This window comes from Thermostichus sp. OS-CIW-33 (genome assembly GCF_054059615.1).
Genome location: NZ_JBSSCH010000004.1, coordinates 194,440 through 218,617, shown reverse-complemented (window position 1 = coordinate 218,617; position 24,178 = coordinate 194,440). Strand labels below are relative to the sequence as shown.

Here is a 24,178-nt window from a genome sequence, read left to right as displayed (position 1 = left end):
CAGCAACCAATACGAGGTATTAGCAATGCAATCGTCTCCCAGAATCCCTTCTCGTCTGGACTCCGCTTCTGTTGCCCAGTACTACGACACCACCAACGACTGGATCCCAGGCTGGACGGAGCAAGCGGAGCGTTGGAATGGACGCTTGGCCATGTTGGGCTTGGTGATCAGCATTGCTACAGAAGCGGTGCTGGGCCACAGTGTTTTTGCCAGCACTCTCGCCCAGTGGCTAGGTCTGCAATAACCTGCAATAATTTGTCGAAGAACTTTTCGGTAGAGCCACATTGGACATCTCACAGACTTTCTCTTCGGCTTTGAGATGTTACAGCTCTACCCTTTTTGGGAGCTTTTTCACCCTTCAATCCCTATCTCGACAGTCCGATGATGCTTGACAATCCCTTCCTCCCCTACATTGCCGTCATGGTGGCCGGGCTGGTGGCCGCTGTTGTGATTGGCTCGATGGCTTTCTTCAACTCCAAGCGCCCTGCTGGCTGGGAAGGCGCCGGTCGCCCGCGGTACGTGCCGCAGTACGGTCAAGACGGCGATACCCCGCCGGAGTGGGAGATTGGCTGGACGGAGAAGGCCGAGCGATGGAACGGACGGCTGGCCATGCTGGGGTTTGCCATCAGTGTTGTGGTAGAGGCCATAGTGGGCCACAGCGTGTTTGCCTCTGCACTGGGGATCCGCTGATTCCAGTTGAAAGCTGTCTGATGGCTGGAAGAATTGGAAAATGGCAGCCGGAGAGCTCCGCCTCTCTTCTTCTGGCTTTGACTAAGCCTTTGCCAGTACCCCAAGCTGGAGCTGGCCGCAGATGCAAGTCACTGCTGGCCTTCAGCCTTTACCACTGGATAATCTTTTTCTGAACGGCTGTCATACACATGGCAACGCGAGCATTGATCTCATCCTCAGAGCCGAAAATATCTAGCTTTTCTTTGAGCCTTTGGATACAGTTTTGTACGGTCTTCTTGCTGGTGTGAATGCGATCGGCAATGGCTTGGTCGGTGAGGGCTTCTTTGCAGAGCAAATTCAAGACCTCAATTTCTCGTTCCGTCAGCTTCGTAAGACCGCGCAACTCCCGCGGCATGCGCAATTCTCCATTGAGGGCACTTTTGGCCCCCTCCAGAAACACGGTGCGCCGTTCCATTTTGTTGACCGCGGCAAACCCACCCTGGTGTTTGCTGATCAGGCCCACCAATGGAGTGAGCAGCAGCGGCTCGCTGGAATAGGCCATCACATTCAAGGTGGGGTAGTTCTCAAAGATATGGCGCAGGAACTCTAGGCCAGGCTCGGCAGACTGCTCTCCGCTGGTTTGACCATAGAGCAGATCGGCTACAACCAAGTCCGGTTGTTCCCGCTGCAGGCGTAGGATGGCGTCCATGGGATTGGTGACCGTAATACATTGAGCATCTGCTGCAATACGTTGCAGCCACTCACAGTTGTTTTGAGCCACCTCTGGATGATCTTCGACGATCAAAAACTTGAGCGGGGCAGTGGGGCTTTCAACCTCGGACATCAATCCACTCCTCTAGTCCAGCCTTGCAGTTTATCCTCTGCCGGGCGGGCTTGACTGAAAACTGAAATAGGTTCACCAGCAAAGCTCCCAGCAGGTTACCCCAGTGTAGCCTCAGGTAGGGGCTTAGAGGTGAGCCTGGGGGGGTGGCAAAGGACAGGTTAGGCTAGAGGGTGACGTCGACTGGATCTTAACTGTGGTACCCCTGCAAGATCGCAACCCAACCACCCGCACAGCCTATGTCACTTATGCCTTGGTGATCGTTAACATCTTAATTTTTCTGTACCAGCTAACCCTGTCGCCACAAGAGCTGGCAGCTTTTTTCCGAGAGTGGGCAGTGGTACCGATAGAGTTGACGGCCAGTTTTCGAGGGGAGCTCACCTCTTCGTCGCGTCCAGAATGGGTAACCCTATTCACCTCACAATTTCTGCATGGGGGCTTTCTCCACATTGGCGGGAACATGCTTTTTTTGTGGGTTTTCGGCAACAACGTTGAGGATCGCTTGGGCCATGTGCGCTACCTCATCTTTTACCTGGCTTGCGGAGCTTTGGCTGCGCTAACGCAGTGGTTTTTCGATATGGGATCCCCCATTCCTTCACTGGGGGCAAGCGGCGCTATTGCCGGCGTATTGGGAGCGTATATTTTGCGCTTTCCACGGGCCGAGATCCTAACCTTGGTGCCCTTGGGTATTTTCATCACAACCCTCTACGTTCCGGCTTGGGTGTTCCTGGGCTTTTGGTTCATCCAGCAAGCTTTCTACGGCATTGCCAGCCTACAGACGCCTACCAATATCGGTATGCAGGGTGGGGGAATTGCTTACTGGGCCCATGCGGGCGGTTTTGTGTTTGGGGCCATTTTGGGGCCGCTGATGGGGTTGTTTTCCGGCAAAAGCCCTTATGACCGCCAAATGACTTGGCAACAACGTGACAGGGATCTGTTTTGATTTGATCAGCTTTGATACTTTCTCAGTCTATTGTTAATCGGATAGCAGCGTGATGGGAGAAAGCCATGGTCAGTCTATCTGCCAAGCCTCTAACTCTGGAAGACTTTCTACAACAGCCGGAAACTCAGCCCGCCAGCGAGTTCATCAAAGGAGAAATTATCCAGAAGCCCATGCCACAGGGAAAACATAGCCGTCTCCAACTAAAACTGGGTAGCTTCATTAACGAGATGTTGGAGCCTTCTCAACTGGGAATGGCATTTCCAGAGCTGCGCTGCACCTTCGCCGGATACGCGATTGTGCCCGATATTTCTGTGATCCCCTGGGATCGGATCCCTGTAGATGAAGATGGCACCATTCAAAATCTCATCCCCTTTTGCCCGGATTGGATGATCGAGATTTTCTCTCCTGATCAAAATCCAATGAAGCTGGTCAAAAAAATCTTGATCGGCCTGGATCACGGCTGCCAAATGGGGTGGATCGTGGCTCCCGAAGAAAGGGTTGTTTTCGCCTACCCTGCCGGGCAGCAGCCGACGGTGCATGAGGATCCCCAAGAGGTGATCCCCACTCCTGCGTTTGCCCAAGGGATCCAACTGACAATCGCAACTTTGTTCGGCTGGATGCAAGTTCAAGCTGGCGAGAGCCACAAGTCCAATGCGGGATAGAAAAAGAGTGGATCCCTTTCCGACCCTCAGTTCTCATCTCAATTCAACATTATTATTCAGTTGTTGTAGAGGGCAGGAGCTTGGGCAACCGTCTCACCAGTTTGAGGCAGCTCCTGCCGCAGCAGCGCCACCAAGGCGTTGGTGGATTGGTCGTAGAGGCTGGTCACCAGCTTGGGGTAGAGCCCAATGCCAATGATGGGGATCAACAGGCAGGCGATGATGAACACCTCGCGTGGCTCAGCATCTACCAATTCTTCGTGTTCGGTGAGCTCTTTGTTCTCCGGGCCAAAGAAAATCTGCCGCAACATCGACAGCAGGTAGATGGGGGTCAGGATCACCCCAACTGCTGCCAGGAAAACCACCACCAACCGGAAGGGGAGAGAGTAGGCATCGGTGGTGGCCATGCCGATAAACACCATGATCTCGGCCACAAAGCCGCTCATGCCGGGTAGGGCTAGCGAAGCCAGGGAGCAGGCGGTGAACATGGAGAAGATCTTGGGCATCTTCAGGCCAACGCCGCCCATTTCCTCCAGCTCCAGCGTATGGGTGCGGTCGTAGGTGGCCCCCACCAAAAAGAACAGGCTGGCCCCGATCAGCCCGTGGGAGATCATCTGCAGCATGGCGCCGCTCATGCCGATCTCCGTCAGGGATCCGATACCGATGAGCACGAAGCCCATGTGGCTGATGGAAGAATAGGCGATCTTCCGTTTCAGGTTGCGCTGGGCAAAAGAGGTGAGGGCGGCAAAGATGATGTTCACCACCCCCAGCACGATCAGCACTGGCGCAAAGTAAAGATGAGCATCCGGCAGCATGCCCGCATTCATGCGCATCAGGGCATAGCCCCCCATCTTGAGCAGGATCCCGGCCAGCAACATGTGCACCGGCGCAGTGGCCTCGCCGTGGGCATCGGGCAGCCAAGTGTGCAAGGGGAAAATGGGCAGCTTCACCCCATAGGCAATGAGGAAGGCCCCATACATCAGCAGTTGGAAGGTGAGCGGATAGGTCTTGTGGGCCAGATCCGTCATGTCAAAGCTGATGGGATCCCCGTAGAAGGCCATGGCCAGACCTGCCACCAAGATAAACAGGGAGCTGAGGGCCGTGTAGAGGATGAACTTGGTGGCCGCATAGAGGCGGTTTGCCCCACCCCAAATGGAGAGGAGCAAGTACACCGGGATGAGCTCCAATTCCCACATCAGGAAAAACAGCAACATGTCCTGCACGGCAAACACCCCGATCTGCCCGCCATACATGGCCAGCATCAAAAAGTAGAAGAGGCGAGGTTTGAGGGTGACCGGCCAAGCGGCCAAGATGGCCAGCGTGGTAATAAACGCCGTGAGCAGGATCAGGGGCATGGAGAGGCCATCAGCCCCCACCGACCAACTCAAGCCCACTTGGGGTACCCAGGTGTAGCGCTCCAGCAGTTGCAAACCTGTCTGGCCGGGATCGTAGCCAACATAGAAGCCGGCCAGCAGAATCAGCAGATCCGTGACTGCAATGAACAAAGCAAACCAGCGGATCCGCTCGGCCAACTTTTGTGCGTAGGCGCGGGTACTGGGATCCCCAGCCGGTGCTGGGATCAGGGGAATAAATAGGGCGGCCAACACAGGGTAAGCGATGACCGTGGTCAGCCAAGGAAACTCGTGCAAGCTGGGCAGCGCCATGGATGTAACCTCGCTTGTGCCATACCATCAGGGGGATCCCTGCCGGCTGCAATCCGACAGCCCTTTACCAGAATCGCCCTTGAGTATCTATGCTTAGCAAATCTACAGGATTATCTTAAGGCTCCCTCTCCCTTTGCGTTGGGATCCCTGGGATGGAGCAGATGCATGGGTGGATGTTGTACCCGAAAATCAAAATATAGTCTTCCACTGTTCTCACAAGGTAACCGATCTCATCATGCCTCAGCCCAAACTGATCATCCACGGCGGAGCCGGCAGCGCCCTGGAAGGGGAAAGCAGCCTGGAAAAAGTGAGGGGATCCCTGCAGCAGGTGGTGGAGAGCACCTACGAGCTGCTGTTGGCTGGGCAGAGTGCCGAGGCGGCGGTGATGCATGCCTGCCAGTTGCTGGAGGATGATCCGCTCTACAATGCCGGGACGGGGTCGGTCTTGCAATCGGATGGGCAAATCCGCATGAGCGCCGCTCTCATGAACGGGGCCACCCAGTCTTTTAGCGGGGTGATCAACGTCAGCCGAGTTCAGCATCCCATCCTCATGGCCCAGGCTCTGCAATCAAGCCCGGATCGCGTGGTGGCCGAACAAGGGGCAGCAGAGCTGGCGCGGGAGCTGCAGTTGCCGGTCTATGACCCGGCCACTCTCAAGCGGGTTCAAGAGTGGGTGCAGTTGCGCCAAACCCATCCCCCAACTAGGGTTCTCACTGCTCTGGCCATGGGCACGGTGGGGGCGGTGGCGCTGGATCAACAGGGGCAAATCTGTGCCGGCACCTCCACCGGCGGGCGGGGGTTTGAACGGGTGGGGCGAGTAAGCGATTCGGCCACTCCAGCGGGAACCTATGCCAGTGCGGCGGCGGGGGTCAGTTGTACTGGTGTCGGGGAAGATATTTTGGATGAGAGCTTGGCGGCGCGGATTGTGATTCGAGTGGAAGATGGCCTCAGCCTGAAGGCTGCCATGGCCAAGTCTTTTCAAGAGGCCCGCCAACGTCGCCGCTCCTTTGGGGCCATTGCTCTATCGCGCTCGGGCGAGATTGCTTGGGATACCACCACCGACCTACTGCTGGCCGCCTATCACGATGGGCAGGGGATCGGCTTGACGATCTAAACTTCTAGCCGGGCTTGCGGGATTAGACCTGGACAAGCCTGAGGCGGTTGGATAAGAGTAGGATAAGAGTAGAAATAGTACTTAAACAAACCAAGTCTGCCCCCTGGCGGGCCACTGTAGAGCGTTTATGGCACTTCACGCGGAGTTGCACCGTCATTTGGGCGGTTCGGTTGTCCCCCGAATTCTGTGGCGCTATTTTCACCGCCAGGGATCCCCTTTGGCAGAGCGCTTTCCCACCTATGCCGAGTTTGAGGAGTTCTACACCCGCCCGCGCAACACCCTCGAGGATTACCTGGAGCTGCACACGCTGGTGGAACAGGTGCAGACCCTGGAAACCCTGCCCTATTTTATCTACCGCCTGCTGCGGGGAGCCTACATCTTTGAGGATCTGGCCTACCTAGAGATTCGCTACACCCCCTACCTGCGCACGGATCCCAGCCTGGATGAGGCGGAGCGCCTCAAGCAGATGCGCCAGGTAATCGAGACGGTGGGGCAGGCCAGCCAGCAGCGGGAGTATCCCATCGTCACCACCCAGATCGTCTGTTTGCACTCGCGCTTGCCCAGCCACATCAACCGGGCCATGGTGGAAGCTGCCGCTGAGTCGGAGTATGTGTGTGCCATCGACCTGGCCGGGGGAGACAAGCCCTACGGCGAACGGATGGACGAGTGGATTGAGCTGTTCAAGTATGCGCTGGCCCGCGGCCTGAAAACCACTGCCCACCTGTACGAAACTTTGGATGGCTGCTACCCACAGTTGCTGCCCTATGTCTCGCGGATCGGCCACGGCATTCAGATCCCTCTCCACTATCCAGAATTGCTGCCGGAGCTGGCGCGGCGAGGCCAATGCCTAGAAGTTTGTCCCACCACCTATCTAAAAACGGGAACCCTGCCCAGTTTGGAGCCCCTCAAGATTGTCTTTGACCGCTGCTTTGAGGCGGGGGTGGATATCGCCATCTGCACCGACAACGCCGGCTTGCACAATGTGCGGCTGCCGTTTGAGTACGAAAACCTGCTAACCCACGACATTATCGATTTCGAGCAGCTCAAACACTGCCAGGAAGCAGCCTTTCGTCACGCTTTTGCCTGGCCCTACAAGGGGCGTCCGGCCTCATTGTTGTCGGAGTTACAGCAGGGGGTATCTGCTTCTTTGGTGGCTCTCTGATCCCCTCAGCGGGATGGAGTCCTTGTTTTTCATCCCGACTTCTCGAAAACAGGGAAGGGATCCACAGCAGAGCCGGGGGCAATTTTCGCAAGGGAAATAACGGCTTGGATCCCTTGTGCAGAGCGATGCTGAGCGGCATCTGAGGGTGGATAGAGCCCGACAGAATCCAATGCTGAGTCTACTGAGCCAAACATGAAGGTTTATATCAGCGCTGATATCGAGGGGATCGCCGGCATCAGCCATTGGGATGAGGCCACCATCGGCCAGCCGGGTTACGAGGCATTCCGAGAGCAGATGACCCGAGCAGTGATCGCGGCTTGTGAGGGATCCCTGGCTGCCGGAGCCACGCAGATCACGGTCAAAGATGCCCATGACTCCGGGCGGAACCTCATCCCCGAACGGTTGCCGGAGCCGGTGCAACTCATCCGCGGTTGGAGCGGCCACCCCTACTGTATGGTGCAAGAGCTGGATCGCAGTTACAATGCCCTGATCTTGATCGGCTATCATGCCCGCGCCGGTTCTGCTGCCAACCCCCTCGCCCACACCTACACCACCGAAGTTAGCCAAATCCGACTGAACGGCCAGGCCATCGCCGAGTTTCACCTGGTCAGCCTCACGGCTGCCTATGAGGGAGTCCCGGTTGTGTTTGTAGCCGGAGATGCGGAGGTGTGTGCTGAAGCAAAAGCTTATGACGCCCAAATCGAGACGGTGGTCACCCACAAAGGGATAGGCCAGTCGGTCATTACGCCACATCCGCAGCAGGTTCTACAGGCCATCCGCCAAGGTGTAGAGGGATCCCTGAGGCGGCTGCCGGCCTACCGGCCTCGCCCACTGCCGGATCACTTTCAATTGGAAGTGGACTACAAGGATCCCGCTCGGGCCTACCGCAAGTCTTTTTATCCCGGCTGCCGGTGGATTGCCGATTCCACGGTTCGGCTGGAAGTTTCCGACTGGTTTGAGGTGTTGCGGGCTTTGGAGTTTATTGTGCTCACCTAGCCGCGACCGATGGGGATCCAAGCGGCATCTCGATGAGGCGAGCGGCGGCTTCCCTGAGGCTGGTCTCGGAAAGGTCGGACAGCTCAATCCGGGCCCGAAGGCGATTGAAGTTTTGCTGCAGCCCGTGCCGATAGGTGGGGTCATAGTGCTGCTCCAGCAACTCCTGCACAAACTGCGGCCAGTCTTGGGCGTCGATCAGCTCAAACCAATGCTGCAGGCGGGCCTGGCCAAGACGGGACTTCAGAGGCAGCAATTTTTCCTTTAGCGCTTGGGGGTGAGCAATCCAGTGGGGATAGTGGGCGATTAACCCCTTCACCCGCTCCTCTAGAGGCAACTGCACTTCGACACAGTCGGCTTGGGTAAGGGCTTGCCAAAGGGCAGGCGGCAGATGGAGCTGGCCCACTTTGGCACTCTCAGCTTCTACCCAGACTGGCTTGGCGGGATCCCACCGGAGAAAAACCTGCACCAGTTGACTTTCAAAGCTCTTCTGACTGGGCTGTGGCACCCCCCACTCGGCCCCCAGAAGGGATCCCCGGTGACAGGCCAGCTTTTCCAGATCGAGAACTTGGGATCCCTGTTGGCGCAGATGGTGAAGCAACTGGGTTTTGCCGCTCCCTGTTGGTCCGCAGAGCACTCGGTAGGTAAATTCCTGGGGCAAGATCTGCAGCTGTCGGCGCACCCAGGCCCGGTAGGTTTTGTAGCCACCTTGCAAAACCGTAACCTGCCAGCCCACCTGGGACAACACCAATGCCAAGCTGGCAGAGCGCTGCCCTCCCCGCCAGCAGTAGATTAGGGGCCGGTAATCGCGATCTTTATCGGCAAAATGGGTTTGCAAGTGGCGACTGATGTTCTGGGCCACCAAGCTTGCCCCTCGTTTGCGGGCTGTAAAGGGATCCACCTGCTTGTAGAGCGTGCCCACCTCCGCCCGTTCTGTATCGTAGAGTACAGGCAAGTTGATGGCTCCCGGCCAATGATCCTCTGCGAACTCTGCCGGAGAGCGCACATCGATAATTTCGCTGTAGGTGTGCAGCCAGGGCTCTGCAGTGAAGTGAATCGGAGGAGACACAAACCTGTGGATGGAAATGGCAAGCTAGCGCAATCTTGAACAGTTTCTAGCTTAGCAACGCTGCTGCTCAAGGAAGCCCAGGGCTAACCCTAGCCTATCCCCTCGCAGGTGGACTTCTCGCTTTTCCAGAAGTTTAGGCAAGGTCTCTGGAACATGCAGGATGCCATTTGCCGCTCTCAAAAAAGTTATAGAGGTTTTCAGGCTCTCCAGGTGCCACCTCAGATAGAAAGGTGAGCTCGGACTTTTTCTTCGTCCATTTGGTCAGTCGGCCCCTCCATGATAAGGGATCCATTTTCCATAAGATAAAAGTAATCGGCCAGACTTTGGGCAAACTCAAAATACTGCTCCACCAGCAACACCGAAACGCCCCGCTCCTTTTGAATACGGGTGATGGCTTCTTCAATCTCGATGATGATGGAGGGTTGGATCCCTTCTGTAGGCTCATCCAGGAGCAAAAGTTTGGGCTCTGCCACCAAAGCTCTGGCGATGGCCAGTTGCTGCTGCTGCCCACCGCTCAAATCCCCACCCAGCCGTTTAAGAAAAGAACGCAGAATTGGGAATAGGTCATAGACAAACTCAGGTATGGTCCGTTCTCTGTCCGGTGCCGCTTCTAGCCCCACCAGCAGGTTTTCCTCAACCGTTAGGCGGGGAAATATCTCTCGACCTTGGGGTACATAGCCGATACCGGCACGGGCTCGCCAATTGGGAGGGTAATGGTTGATAGGACGGCCCTCAAAAGCAATTTTGCCTGTGCAGTCTTTCAGAAGTCCCATCAGGGCTTTAAGTGTGGTGGTTTTGCCCATACCATTGCGGCCCAGAAGGCAAACCGCTTGGCCGGGAAAGATCTTAAAAGAGAGATCCTTCACAATTAAACTCTGACCATAGTAAACCCTCAAGTTGGAGACCTCCAGGAGAGGCCCGGATCCATCTCGGGATAAGTTTTGTGTTGCGGTCGCGTTTTCCGTATTCATAGGCCTGCGCATGAGTCGATTAGATACAGAGCTATAGCCTCTTTGCTTAGTTTTTCCCCTTGTGGGATCCGAGATAGACCTCAATCACTCGCGGGTCGTTTTTCACATCCTCAAAGGTACCTTCGCACAGCACCGAGCCTTGGTGTAAAACGGTAACCTTGCGGGCAATTTGTCGGACAAACACCATGTCATGTTCGATCACCAAAATGGTGTGGCTTTGGGCTAAGGATTGAATTAACTCTCCTGTAGCTTCTGTTTCTTTGTCCGTCATCCCGGCCACGCATTCATCCAGCAGCAGCAAATCCGGATCTTGAGCAATCACCATGCCGATCTCCAGCCATTGCTTTTCTCCGTGGGAAAGCAGCCCTGCCGGAACCCGATCCTTACGGCTGAGGCCAATGGTTTCCAAAAGAGCATCCGTTTTTTCTCGCAGATGCTTTTTGCCCAATAGGGTGGAAAAAACCCTTTTGTCAGGGTTGAGGGATAGCTCCAAGTTTTCTCGCACGCTCAAGTTTTGATAGACCCGCGGCGTCTGAAACTTGCGCCCAACACCCAAAATCGAGATCTCGTGTTCCTTGAGCTTGGCCAGATCCTTTCCTTTGAACAGCACCCGGCCTCGGGTGGGCTTAACCTTGCCCGTCAGCACATCGAGAAATGTAGTCTTACCCGCCCCATTGGGACCGATGACCACCCGCAGCTCCCCTTCCTCCAGAGAGAAGTTCAACCCATCTAAAGCCTTAAAGCCGTCGAAGCTGACGGTGAGATCCTGAGTTTGTAAAATTTGTCGGGTGGCGGTGGGAGCTGCAGTAAGCATGGGGATCACATCCAAGAACGGAAAGGGCAGAGGGCGAACAGGGTTCTCAACCCATCAAACTCAACCCATCAAATAAATAAGAGAGGACACTTGGCATCGCTGGCTTACCCATCAGATCTGGGATCCTTTTACTCTGAACTTGCACCTTGCGTATGATGCACATCGACAGAAAGCCAGATTTAAGCTGGGGAAGTATCTGCCAAGCGCCTGCGCCAAAGCTGGACAGTGACCCAAAGCTGCCTGCCTTGGGTGCGCACCCAACCCACCAGTCCATCCGGCAACACCAGCACCACCAGCAGGAACAATCCCCCTTGGAAAAACAACCAAATTTCGGGAAAATTTTCGCTCAGCAAGCTCTTGGCAAAGTTAACCAACAGAGCCCCCAGCACCGCCCCCACCAAACTGGCCCGACCGCCCACCGCCACCCAGATTACCATCTCAATGGAAAAGGGAACGGCCATCGCATTGGGAGAGATGATCCCAGTTTGCAAGGTAAACAAAGCTCCGGCAACACCCGCCAGGGCAGCAGACACGGCAAACACCAGAACTTTAAAGCCGGTGGGATTGTAGCCGGAAAAACGAACCCGCGGCTCGTCATCTCGAATGGCTACCAGGATCCGACCGAATAGGCCGCTGGTCAGCCAACGACAGAGAAGGTAAGCCAAAACCACCGCCAGAACTGTAGTGACATAGACAGCGAAGCGCATCTCGGACGAGTTGACATCCAGGCCAAACAAAGTCTGGAAGTTGGTCAGGCCGTTGGTGCCGTTGATTAAGCGCTGTTGGCCGTTGAAGAAGTTAAAGAAAATGATCGTGGTGGCCTGAGTTAAAATGGAAAAATAAACCCCTCGGATGCGATTTCTCACCACCAAATACCCCAGGGCTGCCGCCACCAAAGCCGGGATCAAGACCACAGCAACAGCCGTAAACGGAAACGAATAAAAGGGATACCAAAACCAGGGCAATTCCGTTACCCCATAGAGGCTGAAAAACTCCGGTATCTGACCTTCCGGCAATTGCAATTTCAGGTGCATCCCCAGAGCGTAGCCCCCCAAGGCGAAGAACACCCCATGTCCCAGACTGAGCATGCCGGTATAGCCCCAGATGAGGTCGATTCCCAAAGCTACAATGCTGAGGGCCAGAAACCGCCCCAACAAGTTGAGCCGAAAGCCAGACAGCACAGTTGGGGCCACAAAGATCAAGGCCAGCACCAAAACGATGAGGATCCCGGCCTCCCACAGAAGCTTGCGAGAAGAATTGGGATCCCCACCCGCGGCGGGAGCAGCCACTTCATGATCAGCACGGGGGGAATGAACCAGTTTCATGGGCTTTGTGAGGGAGTAGAAGATGGAGAGTCTGGTCCTAGAGTTTTCGCCAAGCGAGATCATTCCCTAGGCATCCACCATACGACCTTTTTCGGGGAAAAGGCCACGGGGTCGCACCTGCAAAAAGGCCACGATCAAAGCAAAGACCATCACCTTGGCCATGCTCGTGGTGGCAAAAAAGTTGAGGGTATCGGTCAGGATGGGCACGTTGGGAAAAATCAAAGCCAGCGTCCCGGAACCGATGACAAAGTTGGCAATCCCGATCCCAAGCGCTGCCACAATGCTGCCCAAAAGCTTACCGACACCCCCCACGACGACCACCATAAAGGTATCCACGATGTAGTTTTGGCCGGTGTTCGGCCCCACGGATCCCAGCAGGCTGACCGCTACGCCGGCCACTCCCGCCAGACCCGAGCCGATGGCAAAGGTAAGGGCATCCACCTTTTGCGTGGGGATCCCTACACAGGCACTCATGGCCCGATTCTGGGTAACCGCCCGGATGCGCAGCCCCCAGCGGGTGCGCTGCAAGAAGAAGTACAGCCCTAGGATGCAGAAGACAGTGAGGGCGATGATAAACAGGCGGGTATTGGGCAAAAACAGGCTGCCCACCGGGATCCCACCCCCCAGCCAACGGGGAGCGGTCACATCTTTGTTCTGGGCTCCAAACCAGGGTTGAGTGACTGCTAAAGCATAGGTTTGCGCCAGCACCCGCCCCCCCACCGCTGCAATTGCCGTGGAAAGCACCAGTAGCAGCGCCAGCGTCCACCTTTTGAGGCGCGGCCAATCCGTTCGCCTGGCCAAGAGCCACCAGCCGCCAAAAAAGAGCACCGCGAAGGCCCCCAAGCGGAAAGCCAGCACCCAATTGACGCTGCGCACAAACTGCTGCAGGATCAGGCTCACACCCCAAGTGGCCAGAAGGGTTTCCAGCGGTCGGCCATACAAAAAGCGAATCACCCCCCGCTCCAGGGCTAGTCCCACCAGAGCAGTGACGGCAAAGGCAGCTACCAAAGCTGGAAAGATGTACAAATCCCGCCAGGGATCCCCTAGGGGACGAAAGGCATTTTGAACCACAAAAGTGGTGTAGGCCCCCAACATCATCAGCTCCCCATGGGCCATGTTGATGACCCCCATGAGGCCGAAAACAATGGCCAAGCCCAGAGCGGCTATTAGCAAGACGGTGCCGATGCTAAGGCCGTTAAACAAGCTATCCAAGAGCAAGGTCATCGGCAGGGGATCCTCCTTCCAACTAAACTAGGGAGGCTAACCGAGCATCTAGGCGGGATCCCCGACCCTATCCAAACGGCAAGGGATCCCAGCCCTGGCCAGGACTAGCTGACTTTGACTTTGTAGCGACCGCCCTTGGCCGGATCTGACCAATCGCAGGCAAAGCCCTTGGTCTCTGCCACAAACTGGTTCCAGGGCTGCGGCTCCACGGCATCCGTAGAAAAGATGACATCAAACAAACCGTCAGAGCGCACCTGGCCGATCCGCACATACTTGGTCAGGTGGTGATTGGTGTTCATGGTTACCAAGCCTTCTGGGGCATCAAAGGTCTGGCCATAGGCTGCCTGCCGCACGGCGTCGATTTCCACTGTTCCCGCTTTTTCCACTGCCTGCTTCCAGATGTAAACCATGATGTAGGCGGCTTCCATCGGGTCGTTGGTGACGCGGTTTTGGCCGTATTCTGCCTTGAAAGCTTCCACAAACTTCTTGTTGGCAGGCGTATCCACCGTCATAAAGTAGTTCCAGGCGGCGAAGTGCCCTTCCAAGAATTCGGGGCCGATGGCCTGTACCTCTTCTTCAGCAATGCTGACGGACATGGAAGGATAGCGATCTGGCCCCAGCCCTGCCCCTTCCAGTTGTTTGAAAAAGGCCACGTTGCTGTCGCCGTTCAAGCTGTTGTAGATCACACCGCCATTGGGAAGAGCGGCCCGGATCTTGCTGATGATGGGGGTAACTTCTGTGTTGCCCAAAGGCAGATAGTCTTCACCCACCACCTTGCCCCCCAGGGCTTCCAACTGGGCCTTGATGATGGTGTTGGCCGTGCGGGGGAACACGTAGTCGGATCCCACCAGGAAGAACTCTTTACCTTTATTGTTGAGCAGCCATTCCACGGAAGGCTCGATCTGCTGGTTGGGGGCAGCGCCGGTGTAGAAGATGTTTTTGGAGCACTCTTGTCCTTCGTACTGCACGGGATACCAGAGCAGGTGCTGCTTGGATTCAAACACCGGCAACACGGCTTTGCGACTGGCCGAAGTCCAGCAGCCGAATACCGTTGCCACCTTGTCCACATCGATCAATTTGGTGGCTTTCTCGGCAAAGGTTGGCCAATCGGAAGCCCCGTCCTCGATAATCGGCTCGATCTGCTTGCCCAAAACCCCACCGGCGGCATTGATCTCTTTGATAGCCAGCTTTTCCGCATCCACCACGCTGGTTTCCGAAATGGCCATGGTGCCGCTGAGGGAGTGCAAAATGCCAACGCGAATGGTCTCTCCCTGGGCGTAGGCGGGCACGGATCGCTTCACCCAGATCTGCGGCCCTAGGGCAGCCCCGGCTCCGGCCAGAGCGCCCATTTTCAGCACTTGACGACGATTAAATGATAGAGCCATCGGTGATCTCCGAAACGAAGTGAGTGCAAAGGGTATTAAAAAGTCCAGTTGTTGCAGCAGCCCGGCCAACAGAGGGAAACACTTAGCTCATCACCTCGCCCATGTGTTAAATTTGCCCAACTGCAGTCGGCTGAGGCTTTCACCGAATGCCTTCCCAACATCAACAGAGGAAAAGGCTAATCCTGCAGTCGAGAAAGCGTTGTGCATCCCTGTTGCCTTAACGTGTTCCATCAAACCCATTCAGCCCGGAGAGAATTGTATCGCGGGATACCTTTTCCCAGAATCCGAGCCTGTTCTCGGCTCCCTTTCCCCACAGGCTGTAGGCAAAGGCAGGGATCCCTTGCTGCCGGCATAATAGGGGTTCTGGGGTCGAGAATTAGTTGAGAGTTAACAGCTTAGAGTTAACAGCTTATGGTGCAGCAGGCCGGCTATGGATCTTGGCGATCCCCGATTACCGCTGACCTGGTGGTGACGGGATCCCTGCGCTTGGGACAGATGGTTTGGGATCAGGGGGATCTCTACTGGACGGAGGGTCGCCCACAAGAGAAGGGGCGAAACGTGCTGATGCGGTGCTCTGCCGACGGGATCCCTGTGGAACTCACGCCAGCACCCTTCAATGTGCGGACGCGGGTGCATGAGTATGGGGGTGGAGCTTATTGGGTGTCGGCAGGGGTAGTGTATTTTTGCAACTTCGCTGACCAACGGCTCTACCGCCTGCTGCCGGGTTCGGATCCCCAGCCCCTGACGGAAGCAGGCCCCTATCGCTACGCCGACGGGGTGGTGGATCGGGCGCGTGGACGCATCCTCTGTGTGCGGGAGGATCACAGCCGCCAGGGAGAGCCGGAAAACAGCCTTGTCTCGATTGACTTAGCAAGTGGATCCCAGCAGATTTTGGCCTCTGGGCACAATTTCTACGCCAACCCTCGCCTCAGCCCCGATGGCCAGACCTTGGTATGGCTGACCTGGGATCACCCCCAGATGCCCTGGGATGGGACGGAACTGTGGCGAGCAGAGGTGGCAGCAGATGGCACTCTAGGAGAGCCCCAAAAGCTAGCCGGTGGCCCTGCCGAGTCGATCTTCCAGCCCCAGTGGTCACCGGAGGGGGATCTCTACTTTGTTTCGGATCGCAGCGGCTGGTGGAACCTCTATCGCTGGGATCCCCAGGGCCCCATTCCCCTCTGCCCTATGGAAGCGGAGTTTGGAGAGCCGCAGTGGGTGTTTGGCCTGAGCACCTACGGCTTCTGTGGCGATGGGCGCATCCTGGCCTGTTATGAACAAGACGGGCTGTCTCATCTGGCTTATCTGGATCCCCATTCAGGACAGTTGGCAGGGATCCCCTTGCCCTACACCCAGATCAGCGGTTTGCAGGTAAGTGGGGAAAAAGCCGCTTTCCTGGCCGGATCCCCGACGGAAGCCATAGCCTTGGTTTGTTTGGATTTGCCTTCTGGACAGGTGGAAGTGGTGGCCCGTTCCAGCAGCGTGGCGGTGGATCCCGACTATCTGTCGATCCCAGAGCCCATTGTTTTTCCCACCGGTGGCGGCAAGGAAGTGGCCTACGCCTTCTTCTATCCCCCCAAAAACCGAGACTTTGTTGCCCCTGCTGGCGAAAAGCCACCCCTGCTGGTGAAAAGCCACGGCGGGCCCACCGGGGCGACGGCAGCCGTGCTCAACCTGGGGATCCAATACTGGACCAGTCGGGGGATTGCCGTTTTGGATGTGAACTACCGGGGCAGCAGCGGCTACGGACGGGCCTATCGGGATGCTCTCAAAGGCCGGTGGGGCCTGGTAGATGTGGAAGATTGCATTGCCGGATCCCAATTTTTGGCAGAACAGGGCAAGGTGGATGGGGAACGGCTGCTCATTCAAGGGGGCAGCGCTGGCGGCTATACCACGTTGGCGGCCTTGACCTTCCACAGGGTCTTCCGAGCAGGTGCCAGCTACTACGGGGTGAGCGATCTGGAAGCCCTAGCCCAGGAGACCCACAAGTTCGAGTCTCGCTACTTGGACAGCCTCATTGGCCCCTACCCAGAGCGGCGGGATCTCTACCGGGAGCGTTCCCCCATTCATCACCTGGAGGGCCTCAATTGTCCGGTTATCTTCTTCCAAGGGTTGGAAGACGCCATCGTGCCCCCCAATCAGGCGGAGAGGATGGTGGCAGCCCTACGGGCCAAAGGGATCCCGGTGGCCTATGTGCCTTTCGAGGGAGAGCAACACGGCTTTCGCCAGGCGGCCAACATCAAAAGGGCCTTGGAGGCAGAGCTTTACTTTTATGCCCAGGTGCTGGGGTTTCCGCTGGCAGAACCTCTTGAGCCGGTTCGGATCGAGAACTTGGACATCTGATGATGACTGCTCAATGGGTCGAATTAATGGCTGTGGGCCAACAGGTTGGGCTCGAAGACAGCCATCTCCAACCGAAACGGGATCCCCATGTGGGCCAGCCAGTCCTGCAGCGGATCATCGGCCAGCGCCAGGATCTGCCCTTGGGGGGAAACGTGGGCCGGACGGTGCCAGTTGCCCAGTTGATGAATCACTTGGCCCATCTGGATGGGGTTTTCAGGTTGAATCAAGAGCACCGGTTCGGGTTGGGCTCTGACCCGAATGTGTCGCTGCGCATCCGCATAGAGCAGATCCCCATCGTGAAGATGGGTGCCGCGGGGCAGCATCAGCTGGATCTCGGTGCCCCAGTCGCTCACCAGCCGTTGCCGGGATCGCTGGCGGTCGTGCCAAGTGAGGGCAACCACTTCCAAGTGGCCGGGGATCCCCTCTGACGGCTCGTCCAGCAGTTGCGTCACCGTAATGGCCGCGGGATCCTCTCCTGCAGCATGGGGATCTTCGCTCATGCCAGAGACTCCAGATATTGGCTGAGGTCTTCTTGAAGGCGAGAGAACTCCACCTCAGTGGAAAAGCGCAGCCCTTCCGTTTTCACAGTAACCAAGACCTTGGCTGCGTGGGGGCCAGCCCAGATGTTGGGGTTGCAGAACATCTCCAAGCTGAAATCTTCAGTAGGGTAACGAAACTCAACCGGCTCCTGAGGCTGCTGTCGGGAACGGATCTTGAGTCGCTCCAAGAGGATTTGCAGAGCCTTGTGCCATTGTTGTGCCACCTCTGGCGAAAGGGAGAAACTGGCCGAGCCGGTTGCGAAGTTGAGGGCAAACTGAGGAAAATGGGTAGTCATGGAGGCCCGTACCGTTCGCGAAGCGTCCTTTGGAGGGCAGCATTGGACAACAACAGTATCTTACGTCAGCTCTTGCTAATGGGCGTGGGCACAACCACTCTGCTGGCAGAACAGTTGAGAAAGGCTGCCGACGACTTGGTGCAGAAGGGGCAGCTCAACCCAGAAGAGGCATCCAATGTCATCAACAACCTGCTCAACCAGGTGAAAGCCGAGCAGAGCAACTTTGAATCCTATGTTCAGCGGCAGGTGCGCAACGTCCTGCAGGATCTGGGCGTGCCCCGCCAATCGGAAATGGACGAGCTGCGCGGGCGGCTGGATCGGCTGGAGCGGCAGGTGCGCAATTTGGAAAATCAGGTTTACCGCCGGTAGCCGAGCTGAGCCTTCCCCTTTTGCCGGCTTTCCTTTGCCGTTGGGCAGGGTTTTGCCGAACGTTGCGATACCCTGAAGTCCTCTCTGGGAGAATTCATCAAGTTCCTATGTCAAGCGAAGTTTTGACCGTCACAGGCCGAGGGATCCCCCTGCTGGGCAACGACATCGACACCGATCGGATTATCCCGGCCCGCTTTTTGAAGTGCGTCACCTTCGACGGCTTGGGCCAGCACGTGTTTGCCGACGACCGCGCCCAGGATCCCGGCCAACACCCCTTCGATCAGCCTCAGTACCAGGGAGCCCAGATCCTCGTGGTCAATGCCAATTTTGGCTGTGGTTCCAGCCGGGAGCATGCCCCCCAAGCGCTGGCCAAATGGGGGATCCGCGCTCTCATCGGTGAAAGCTTTGCCGAGATCTTCTTCGGCAACTGCTTGGCTCTAGGGATCCCTTGTGTTACGGCACCCCCGGCTGTGATTCAAGCCCTGCAGAAGGCGGTGGCGGAAAATCCCCAGCTCCAGTTGACGCTGGATCTGCCCAACAAACAGGTGCGCTGGGAGGCAAATACCGCTGCTGTGGAGATCCCCCAGGGAGCCTGGCAAATGCTGGTGCAGGGCACCTGGGACGCCACAGGACAACTGCTGGCCGCCCAAGCCCAGATTCAGCAAGTAGCCGCTTCTTTACCCTACGTGCGTTGGCAGCGAGCCCGTTGAGCAATCCTCTCCCCCCTGATACCCATACATGGCTGGGCAGTGCTGACCCAGATTTTCTGGATTTGGCGATCCGGGAGATAGAAGCTGCGGATCCAGAGGCTGCCGTGCAGCGGCTAAAGGAAGCACCTGGCTTGGTATGGGTGTGCAGCCAACGCTCATTTGCTGACCTGGCTGAGGCTTGGCAAGCTGACCCGCCCATTTTTTTACGCCACATCTGCCCCATTCACCAAGAACGGCGGCTGGCCGAGGGATCCTTAGTTGAATTGCGCCTTGATGGGGAAATGTTGGCAGCCATTGACCCCGCCCTCAGCTTTTCGGTTCAGACGCGCCTGTTTGGAGAGCCGGCTCTCAAGCCCTTCCAGGTCAATGAAACCCTGGCCGAACAGGTGATGGCAGCGGTGGGATCCCCCCTGGAGGTCAAAGACCCACAGCAGGTGATCTCGGTGGTGATCCTGGCTCAACCGATGGGCATTCGCGCTTGGCTGGGCCTATCCTTGGCTGCCCAGAACCTCTCCAACTGGGCCGGTGGGATCCATCGCTTTCGGCGGGATCCAGAGCAAATCAGCCGCTCCGAGTTTAAGCTGCTGGAGGCCATCCAGGTGTTTCAGATTCCCTTGGTGCCGGGGGGACAGGCTCTGGATCTGGGGGCAGCACCGGGGGGATGGTCGCGCATTTTGCGCCTATATGGCCAGCAGGTCACAGCAGTGGATCCGGGGGACTTGCACGAGCGCCTCAGCCAAGATCCGGGGATCCGCCACCATTGCCTCAGCGCCCAAGCCTACCTGGCCCGTGGCCCAGGCCGGTTTCACCTGATCCTCAACGACATGCGCATGGATGGCCCGGCTTCTGCCCGCCTGATGGTGGCTTTTGCTCCCCATCTGGAGCCACAGGGGAGAGCTGTGATGACCCTGAAGCTACCCCACCAACACCGCCTGCGGGTGCTGCGGCAAAGTCTGGAGATTTTGGGTAGTGCCTTCCCCCTGGTGAGAGCCCGCCACCTGTTTCACAATCGCAGCGAAGTCACCCTCTACTTGCAACAGGGGATCCCTGCCCCTCAATCTGCCGTTTCCACCACCTGAATCTCCCGACGGAGCACCATTTCGCGAATGGACTCCAGCAAGCCTATCTCTTCGGGGGAGATTTTGCCGTCGGCCCGGATGGCGCTGACGATTTGATCCACCTCTGTGCGGGTGAGCTTCTTGTCTTCCAAGGCTCGATCCACCAGCGCTTGCAATTGCGAAAACTCCATAAGGCTCCTCTTGCTTGAACAGGTCTTGTCGCCTCATCTCCTCATCCAAGCTACCCGCCCTGACCCAAATCTCCTGCAAGCGCAAGATTCTCTTCAGGTATCCTAAAGAAAACGTGAAACCCACCGAGAGGAAGACATCATGGCTGGCCCGGATCCCAGGAGCACTGCGCACGATTGCGCCACCCTCTGTCGAGATGGCTGTGTCTTGGGAGAGGACTGCCCCCACCGAGAGGCGGCTCGCCAAGCCGTGGCCTTTGTCATGAGCACCGACTGGGAGACCTTGATGCGGATCGCCGAATCCAAGAACCTACCCAAAAGCTCCCCTCAGGAAGAGATGGATCCCCTGCAGTTTTTGGAGAACTACCGCTTGGGCGGGTAAGCCCCAACCAGTCTCCCTAAGGACAAGGGATCCCTGCTGAGGATCCAGGGGTTTTGAGCCATACTGAATTTGGTGGGATCCCTGGATTCTATGGTTTGGCCTTGGATCATCATCGGGTTAGTCCTAATTTCTGCCGAATTGTTTTTGCCAGAATTGGTTGCCGGCTCGGTGGGGCTGGCGGCGCTCTTGGCGGGGCTTTTGGCTTATTTGGGGCTGCCGATCTGGGTACAATTTGCCAGCTGGATTGGGGCATCGGTGGTGTTGATTATCCTCAGCCGCCGTCTGGTGCCCCATGGATCGGTTCAGGTAGAGGAATCTCGCGAGGCGCGGGCAATCACCACCATTCCGCCGGGCGAACGGGGGCGGGTTTCTTATCTGGGTTCCACCTGGAACGCCAAGTGCAGCATCCCCAACCTAGAAATCCAAGCCGGGCAGGAGCTCTACGTGGTGGAGCGACAGGGAAATACCCTCATTGTCATGCCGGCCAAGATGCTCAAGTCCTGACCTGGACAAATGTTTGTTTCCCTTGTTGCCTTGAGCGAGGGATCCCTGCTTAGGGGTGCATCAGAGGCGGGGATCTGGCATAATCACAAAAGCTAAGCCGGGATGTAGCGCAGCTTGGTAGCGCATCTGCTTTGGGAGCAGAGGGCCGCAGGTTCAAATCCTGTCATCCCGATCCTGCCTGCACCAAGAACAGAGCCATTCGCGTTCTTGGCCGATAGCTTCGCGCTTATCCAGGGCCCCAAAATCTTCCCATTGATGTTGCTAACTGCTAAAGCGGGCGTCTATTGGTGGAGGCGCAGTCTTTGTCTTGAAGGCGCGAGAAGCAAACTCTTCGATGCCATCGAATGGGTGGGTCAGGCAGCCAAGCGGGATCCCTTGTAGCCAGGCTGAGGGAAAAAAGAAGCAAGCACAAAAAAGGCAGGGTTAACTTGCCCCCGCCGAGAAGATCGAGAGTTGAGAGCTTGCTCTCGTTGTCGTAATCGTTGCATCAAGGCGCGGTTCCGTTTGTCCAGTTGGCGCTTGCGTGCCGATCCCCCACGACCGCGACGGTTTCTGCCCTGATGGCGAGGAGATTCATGAGATTTCAACAGCATGGGATCCCCTTAATTTAATTTAATGAACTAAATGGGCCTGTCTAATTCTAAACGAAGCCTCAGCCATTGACCACAAGACCGGCAGCGCAAGCTGCGGCATTTGCGGCTGGGGATAGGCCGTCTTTGTCAATTTATTCGCATCATTCGGCATGGAGGACTCCTTGGGACAGCCAGTCTTTTAGGCGGTGGGTAGCCCGGCAGTCATCCTCGTTGTAGATAAGCGAGTGCTCCAAATATCTGCGCTCCCGAGTTTCCAGCCATTGGCTATACCAATAAATGGACTGGGCGCCATTGGCATCAGGCAGACGCCACTGAAACCCCAACCAGCGGGCGATGTTTTTCAGGGAATAGCTCTCGATCGGCAGCACCACCGAGCGTTGCACCCAGGCCTGTAAATCCACAAAGCGCTGCAACAACTGCCGCAGCTGTCGGGGATCCGTGCGGTATTGCTCCCCCAGCCGTCGGCAGGTCTGCACCTCAAAGCCGTGAAAGTGGTAGATGGGAGCGTCAGGATAGCGTTGTGCCAGTTGCAAGAATTGCTCCCAAGCTTGCCTTTCTTCCCGCGGCTCGGCGGCCAGGCAACTGTGATAGCTCGCAACCTTTTTCCCCTCGGCTTGCTCCACCACCAGCAGGCCCAGCAGATAGGCGACGTTGTGGCGGGGATCCGCCTCGATATCGAAGTACAGCTCTACGGGTGTGGTGGGCAGGGTTTCCGGGGGGGATTGAATCCAGAGAGGCTGCCGGCTGAGGGTGGCACGGGCTTGCAGCTGCAGTTGCAGGGCCACGCCGGATCCCAACTTGGGAATGGCTTGCAACCTATCCAACTGAGCGTTGGCCAGGGCTTCAATCGAGTGGATCCCCGCCTCTTGCAAAAGGGGATAGCGGGATCCCGTTACGCCCGGCAGCAGGCTGAGGGGTTGAGCGGCGGCGTTCAACTGGCGACAATGCTCCCGCCAGTGGCAAAGATGGCAGCGGCTGCGGGCCATGAACACCTGCGGTGGTTCCGGCTGGTTGAGGGAGTGCAGGTACTCCTGCAGCAATTGCCGCACCTGTGCTCGTCGGCGGCTCAGGTGGACGGGGTGCCACTTCCCATCTTTCAGGATCAAAATGCCCCGCTTGGGAACGTTTCCCTGCAGGGATCCGAGCAACTCTGCCTGCAAAGCCAGCAACAATTCGTATTCCGGTTTGGGGCGTTTGCCGATACGAATATGAACCGGCAGGTAAGAGGATCGGGCGGCGTGGCGACTTCTGCCAACGAGAGCGGGATCCCGAATCAGCAGATCCAGGGAGCTGCTCACCCAAACTGAACGTCCCTCTGGAACAGCTTCAGGCGGCAACGCAAGAGCGGGCACCATCTCGCAGTCTTCTGGGGCAGGGATGGGATCCCTTGGAGAGGAGGAGTGAGGGACAGGTTCAGAAGCAAGCTGCAACAGCTCTGCCTCAGCAGTACAGTTGAGATCTTCCTGCGGTTGCCAAAACAGCTCTGCGGCAATCCGTCCGCCGTAGATCCGCTCCGCCCCGTCGGCCATGGCTGCCAAGAGAGCTTCATTGCCCGGCGCAACCCGTTCTCCGGGGAATCGCTCAAACACAGCGGCTGCCAGGGCTTGGCGATCCCGCCGCCATTGCTCCAGCAGGTTGTCCGGCGGCAGCTTGGCCTCTTGAGGGCCAAAGCGATCCAGGTAAGGCAAGCGTCGGCAACGAAAGAAAGCAAGCAGCTCCTCAGCCTCAACAGAACCCTGTCCTGCTGCTGCAACCTGGCACTCCAACGGTGGAAAACCTCAGCTCTGCTGCCATTGTGGCACGCCCCCAGGTTGCCCTCTGATCCTTCAAGACTTGGGATCCTGAGCGGGCAGGAGATGGGCGATGATCCGCTCAATCGTCTCAGATTGGCGACGAGCTGTATCGGCTTGCTGTTGACATATTGCCTTTAACTCTCCCAGCCAAGTGCTCTGCTCCTGGGATATCAGCACCTGTTGTTGAACAATGGCTTTCAGATGGGTCAGGTCATCCTTGACGAAGCTGACGGTCTCGGCCAAGGTCAACACAGCCCCAACCAGGCGATCCAGCCGGAAGTCAATTTGGTCGAACCGGTCTTTGCTCTGCATTTTCCTTACATTGGTTAGTAGAGGTTATCGGTGGGCGCTGAAGGGAAGTCACTTCACCAAGAAAAAGCCCCAAGCCGAACAGTCAGCCCGCTCAAGCTTGTGTCTTTATTGCTACCCATACGTACAGATACGTACAGATATGCCATGAGCTATCCAGCCCAATTTCCCCTTCCAGAGTCTGTACAGGTGTTGTCTTGGGAGTGCGGTTCACCCTTCAGACGCAATGTGTACTATTTTGCAAGATCCAGAGAAAAACCCCAG

The 24,178-nt window shown here is 57.0% G+C and carries 27 protein-coding genes and 1 tRNA gene; 14 read left to right on the top strand and 14 right to left on the bottom strand.

Annotated features, from left to right (window positions below; translation table 11 throughout):
- Nucleotides 1–25: 25 nt before the first annotated feature.
- Together ACVWZG_RS04740 and psb35 are read left to right on the top strand one after the other, a co-directional pair.
- Nucleotides 26–244, top strand: a complete 219-nt coding sequence (locus tag ACVWZG_RS04740) for a hypothetical protein (protein WP_011433585.1) — start codon at nt 26–28, stop codon at nt 242–244.
- Between the two features lie 137 nt (nt 245–381).
- Nucleotides 382–690: a photosystem II assembly protein Psb35 gene (psb35, locus tag ACVWZG_RS04735; RefSeq protein WP_414422025.1), complete on the top strand. Its 309-nt coding sequence runs from the start codon at nt 382–384 to the stop codon at nt 688–690.
- A gap of 148 nt (nt 691–838) precedes the next feature.
- Here the strand turns inward: psb35 and ACVWZG_RS04730 are convergent, their stop codons facing one another.
- The gene (locus tag ACVWZG_RS04730; protein WP_011433588.1) at nt 839–1,513 is read right to left on the bottom strand and encodes a response regulator transcription factor; all 675 of its coding nucleotides are present in this window, start codon (nt 1,511–1,513) and stop codon (nt 839–841) included.
- A 193-nt stretch (nt 1,514–1,706) separates the two neighbouring features.
- On the opposite strand from ACVWZG_RS04730, the gene ACVWZG_RS04725 reads away from it, so the two are divergent.
- Both ACVWZG_RS04725 and ACVWZG_RS04720 read left to right on the top strand, forming a co-directional pair.
- Complete coding sequence (locus ACVWZG_RS04725) at nt 1,707–2,453, top strand: rhomboid family intramembrane serine protease (RefSeq protein ID WP_414412638.1); 747 nt, start codon at nt 1,707–1,709, stop codon at nt 2,451–2,453.
- A gap of 65 nt (nt 2,454–2,518) precedes the next feature.
- Complete coding sequence (locus ACVWZG_RS04720) at nt 2,519–3,115, top strand: Uma2 family endonuclease (protein WP_457406334.1); 597 nt, start codon at nt 2,519–2,521, stop codon at nt 3,113–3,115.
- Nucleotides 3,116–3,171: 56 nt separating this feature from the next.
- Here ACVWZG_RS04720 and ACVWZG_RS04715 read toward each other — a convergent pair whose 3' ends face one another.
- Nucleotides 3,172–4,776 carry an NAD(P)H-quinone oxidoreductase subunit 4 gene (locus ACVWZG_RS04715; RefSeq protein WP_414331642.1) on the bottom strand — a complete coding sequence of 535 codons (1,605 nt, stop codon included), beginning with the start codon at nt 4,774–4,776 and terminating at the stop codon, nt 3,172–3,174.
- Nucleotides 4,777–5,011: 235 nt separating this feature from the next.
- Here ACVWZG_RS04715 and ACVWZG_RS04710 point away from each other — a divergent pair, with 235 nt between their 5' ends.
- From ACVWZG_RS04710 to ACVWZG_RS04700, 3 genes are all read left to right on the top strand, one after another.
- A complete protein-coding gene (locus tag ACVWZG_RS04710; RefSeq protein WP_011433592.1) occupies nt 5,012–5,890 on the top strand; it encodes an isoaspartyl peptidase/L-asparaginase in 879 nt (292 codons plus the stop codon).
- A gap of 127 nt (nt 5,891–6,017) precedes the next feature.
- Nucleotides 6,018–7,052 (top strand): amidohydrolase family protein, encoded by a 1,035-nt coding sequence (locus ACVWZG_RS04705; RefSeq protein WP_414357521.1) that lies wholly within the window; start codon nt 6,018–6,020, stop codon nt 7,050–7,052.
- 192 nt (nt 7,053–7,244) lie between these two features.
- On the top strand, nt 7,245–8,048 hold the full coding sequence (locus ACVWZG_RS04700) for a M55 family metallopeptidase (RefSeq protein ID WP_457406332.1): 804 nt from the start codon (nt 7,245–7,247) through the stop codon (nt 8,046–8,048).
- On the opposite strand, the gene mnmH is transcribed toward ACVWZG_RS04700, so the two are convergent.
- The 6 genes from mnmH to urtA form a co-directional block, all read right to left on the bottom strand.
- Nucleotides 8,041–9,114 carry a tRNA 2-selenouridine(34) synthase MnmH gene (gene mnmH, locus ACVWZG_RS04695; RefSeq protein ID WP_457406331.1) on the bottom strand — a complete coding sequence of 358 codons (1,074 nt, stop codon included), beginning with the start codon at nt 9,112–9,114 and terminating at the stop codon, nt 8,041–8,043. The two genes, ACVWZG_RS04700 and mnmH, sit on opposite strands and share 8 nt — an antisense overlap.
- A gap of 218 nt (nt 9,115–9,332) precedes the next feature.
- Nucleotides 9,333–10,097 (bottom strand): urea ABC transporter ATP-binding subunit UrtE, encoded by a 765-nt coding sequence (urtE, locus tag ACVWZG_RS04690; protein ID WP_457406329.1) that lies wholly within the window; start codon nt 10,095–10,097, stop codon nt 9,333–9,335.
- Between the two features lie 34 nt (nt 10,098–10,131).
- The gene (gene urtD / locus ACVWZG_RS04685; RefSeq protein ID WP_457393364.1) at nt 10,132–10,899 is read right to left on the bottom strand and encodes an urea ABC transporter ATP-binding protein UrtD; all 768 of its coding nucleotides are present in this window, start codon (nt 10,897–10,899) and stop codon (nt 10,132–10,134) included.
- Between the two features lie 179 nt (nt 10,900–11,078).
- Nucleotides 11,079–12,287 carry an urea ABC transporter permease subunit UrtC gene (urtC, locus tag ACVWZG_RS04680; protein ID WP_457393366.1) on the bottom strand — a complete coding sequence of 403 codons (1,209 nt, stop codon included), beginning with the start codon at nt 12,285–12,287 and terminating at the stop codon, nt 11,079–11,081.
- A 3-nt stretch (nt 12,288–12,290) separates the two neighbouring features.
- A complete protein-coding gene (locus ACVWZG_RS04675) occupies nt 12,291–13,448 on the bottom strand; it encodes an ABC transporter permease (protein WP_457393368.1) in 1,158 nt (385 codons plus the stop codon).
- A gap of 104 nt (nt 13,449–13,552) precedes the next feature.
- Complete coding sequence (gene urtA, locus ACVWZG_RS04670; protein WP_457387636.1) at nt 13,553–14,833, bottom strand: urea ABC transporter substrate-binding protein; 1,281 nt, start codon at nt 14,831–14,833, stop codon at nt 13,553–13,555.
- Between the two features lie 411 nt (nt 14,834–15,244).
- On the opposite strand from urtA, the gene ACVWZG_RS04665 reads away from it, so the two are divergent.
- Nucleotides 15,245–17,173: a S9 family peptidase gene (locus tag ACVWZG_RS04665; protein ID WP_457406326.1), complete on the top strand. Its 1,929-nt coding sequence runs from the start codon at nt 15,245–15,247 to the stop codon at nt 17,171–17,173.
- Between the two features lie 23 nt (nt 17,174–17,196).
- On the opposite strand, the gene ACVWZG_RS04660 is transcribed toward ACVWZG_RS04665, so the two are convergent.
- A complete protein-coding gene (locus ACVWZG_RS04660; protein ID WP_414384221.1) occupies nt 17,197–17,673 on the bottom strand; it encodes an urease accessory protein UreE in 477 nt (158 codons plus the stop codon).
- Nucleotides 17,670–18,008, bottom strand: a complete 339-nt coding sequence (locus tag ACVWZG_RS04655; RefSeq protein ID WP_457406324.1) for a hypothetical protein — start codon at nt 18,006–18,008, stop codon at nt 17,670–17,672. Before ACVWZG_RS04655 ends, ACVWZG_RS04660 begins: the two co-directional genes overlap by 4 nt.
- 42 nt (nt 18,009–18,050) lie before the next feature.
- Between ACVWZG_RS04655 and ACVWZG_RS04650 the strand changes: the two genes are divergently transcribed.
- The 3 genes from ACVWZG_RS04650 to ACVWZG_RS04640 all read left to right on the top strand — a co-directional run bounded on the left by ACVWZG_RS04650 (nt 18,051) and on the right by ACVWZG_RS04640 (nt 20,166).
- On the top strand, nt 18,051–18,377 hold the full coding sequence (locus tag ACVWZG_RS04650) for a phasin family protein (RefSeq protein ID WP_011433607.1): 327 nt from the start codon (nt 18,051–18,053) through the stop codon (nt 18,375–18,377).
- Nucleotides 18,378–18,484: 107 nt separating this feature from the next.
- A complete protein-coding gene (leuD, locus tag ACVWZG_RS04645; RefSeq protein ID WP_414342404.1) occupies nt 18,485–19,087 on the top strand; it encodes a 3-isopropylmalate dehydratase small subunit in 603 nt (200 codons plus the stop codon).
- The gene (locus ACVWZG_RS04640; protein WP_457406323.1) at nt 19,084–20,166 is read left to right on the top strand and encodes an SAM-dependent methyltransferase; all 1,083 of its coding nucleotides are present in this window, start codon (nt 19,084–19,086) and stop codon (nt 20,164–20,166) included. The genes leuD and ACVWZG_RS04640 overlap by 4 nt, the downstream gene beginning before the upstream one ends.
- Here ACVWZG_RS04640 and ACVWZG_RS04635 read toward each other — a convergent pair.
- Entirely contained in the window at nt 20,142–20,336 is a 195-nt protein-coding gene (locus tag ACVWZG_RS04635; protein ID WP_414384228.1) for a hypothetical protein, read from the bottom strand. The two genes, ACVWZG_RS04640 and ACVWZG_RS04635, sit on opposite strands and share 25 nt — an antisense overlap.
- 139 nt (nt 20,337–20,475) lie before the next feature.
- On the opposite strand from ACVWZG_RS04635, the gene ACVWZG_RS04630 reads away from it, so the two are divergent.
- The 3 genes from ACVWZG_RS04630 (at nt 20,476) to ACVWZG_RS04620 (ending at nt 21,391) form a co-directional block, all read left to right on the top strand.
- Nucleotides 20,476–20,715 (top strand): hypothetical protein, encoded by a 240-nt coding sequence (locus ACVWZG_RS04630; protein ID WP_011433611.1) that lies wholly within the window; start codon nt 20,476–20,478, stop codon nt 20,713–20,715.
- Nucleotides 20,716–20,805: 90 nt separating this feature from the next.
- Nucleotides 20,806–21,219, top strand: a complete 414-nt coding sequence (locus tag ACVWZG_RS04625; protein WP_414407407.1) for an NfeD family protein — start codon at nt 20,806–20,808, stop codon at nt 21,217–21,219.
- Nucleotides 21,220–21,317: 98 nt separating this feature from the next.
- Nucleotides 21,318–21,391 (top strand) — tRNA-Pro (locus tag ACVWZG_RS04620).
- 181 nt (nt 21,392–21,572) lie between these two features.
- On the opposite strand, the gene ACVWZG_RS04615 is transcribed toward ACVWZG_RS04620, so the two are convergent.
- The 3 genes from ACVWZG_RS04615 to ACVWZG_RS04605 all read right to left on the bottom strand — a co-directional run bounded on the left by ACVWZG_RS04615 (nt 21,573) and on the right by ACVWZG_RS04605 (nt 23,917).
- Nucleotides 21,573–21,812, bottom strand: coding sequence for a hypothetical protein (locus tag ACVWZG_RS04615; protein ID WP_457393379.1), 240 nt, complete (start codon nt 21,810–21,812; stop codon nt 21,573–21,575).
- A 140-nt stretch (nt 21,813–21,952) separates the two neighbouring features.
- Nucleotides 21,953–23,578, bottom strand: a complete 1,626-nt coding sequence (locus ACVWZG_RS04610) for a TM0106 family RecB-like putative nuclease (RefSeq protein ID WP_457393381.1) — start codon at nt 23,576–23,578, stop codon at nt 21,953–21,955.
- Nucleotides 23,579–23,638: 60 nt separating this feature from the next.
- Nucleotides 23,639–23,917, bottom strand: a complete 279-nt coding sequence (locus tag ACVWZG_RS04605; RefSeq protein WP_011431115.1) for a hypothetical protein — start codon at nt 23,915–23,917, stop codon at nt 23,639–23,641.
- Nucleotides 23,918–24,178 lie beyond the last annotated feature (261 nt).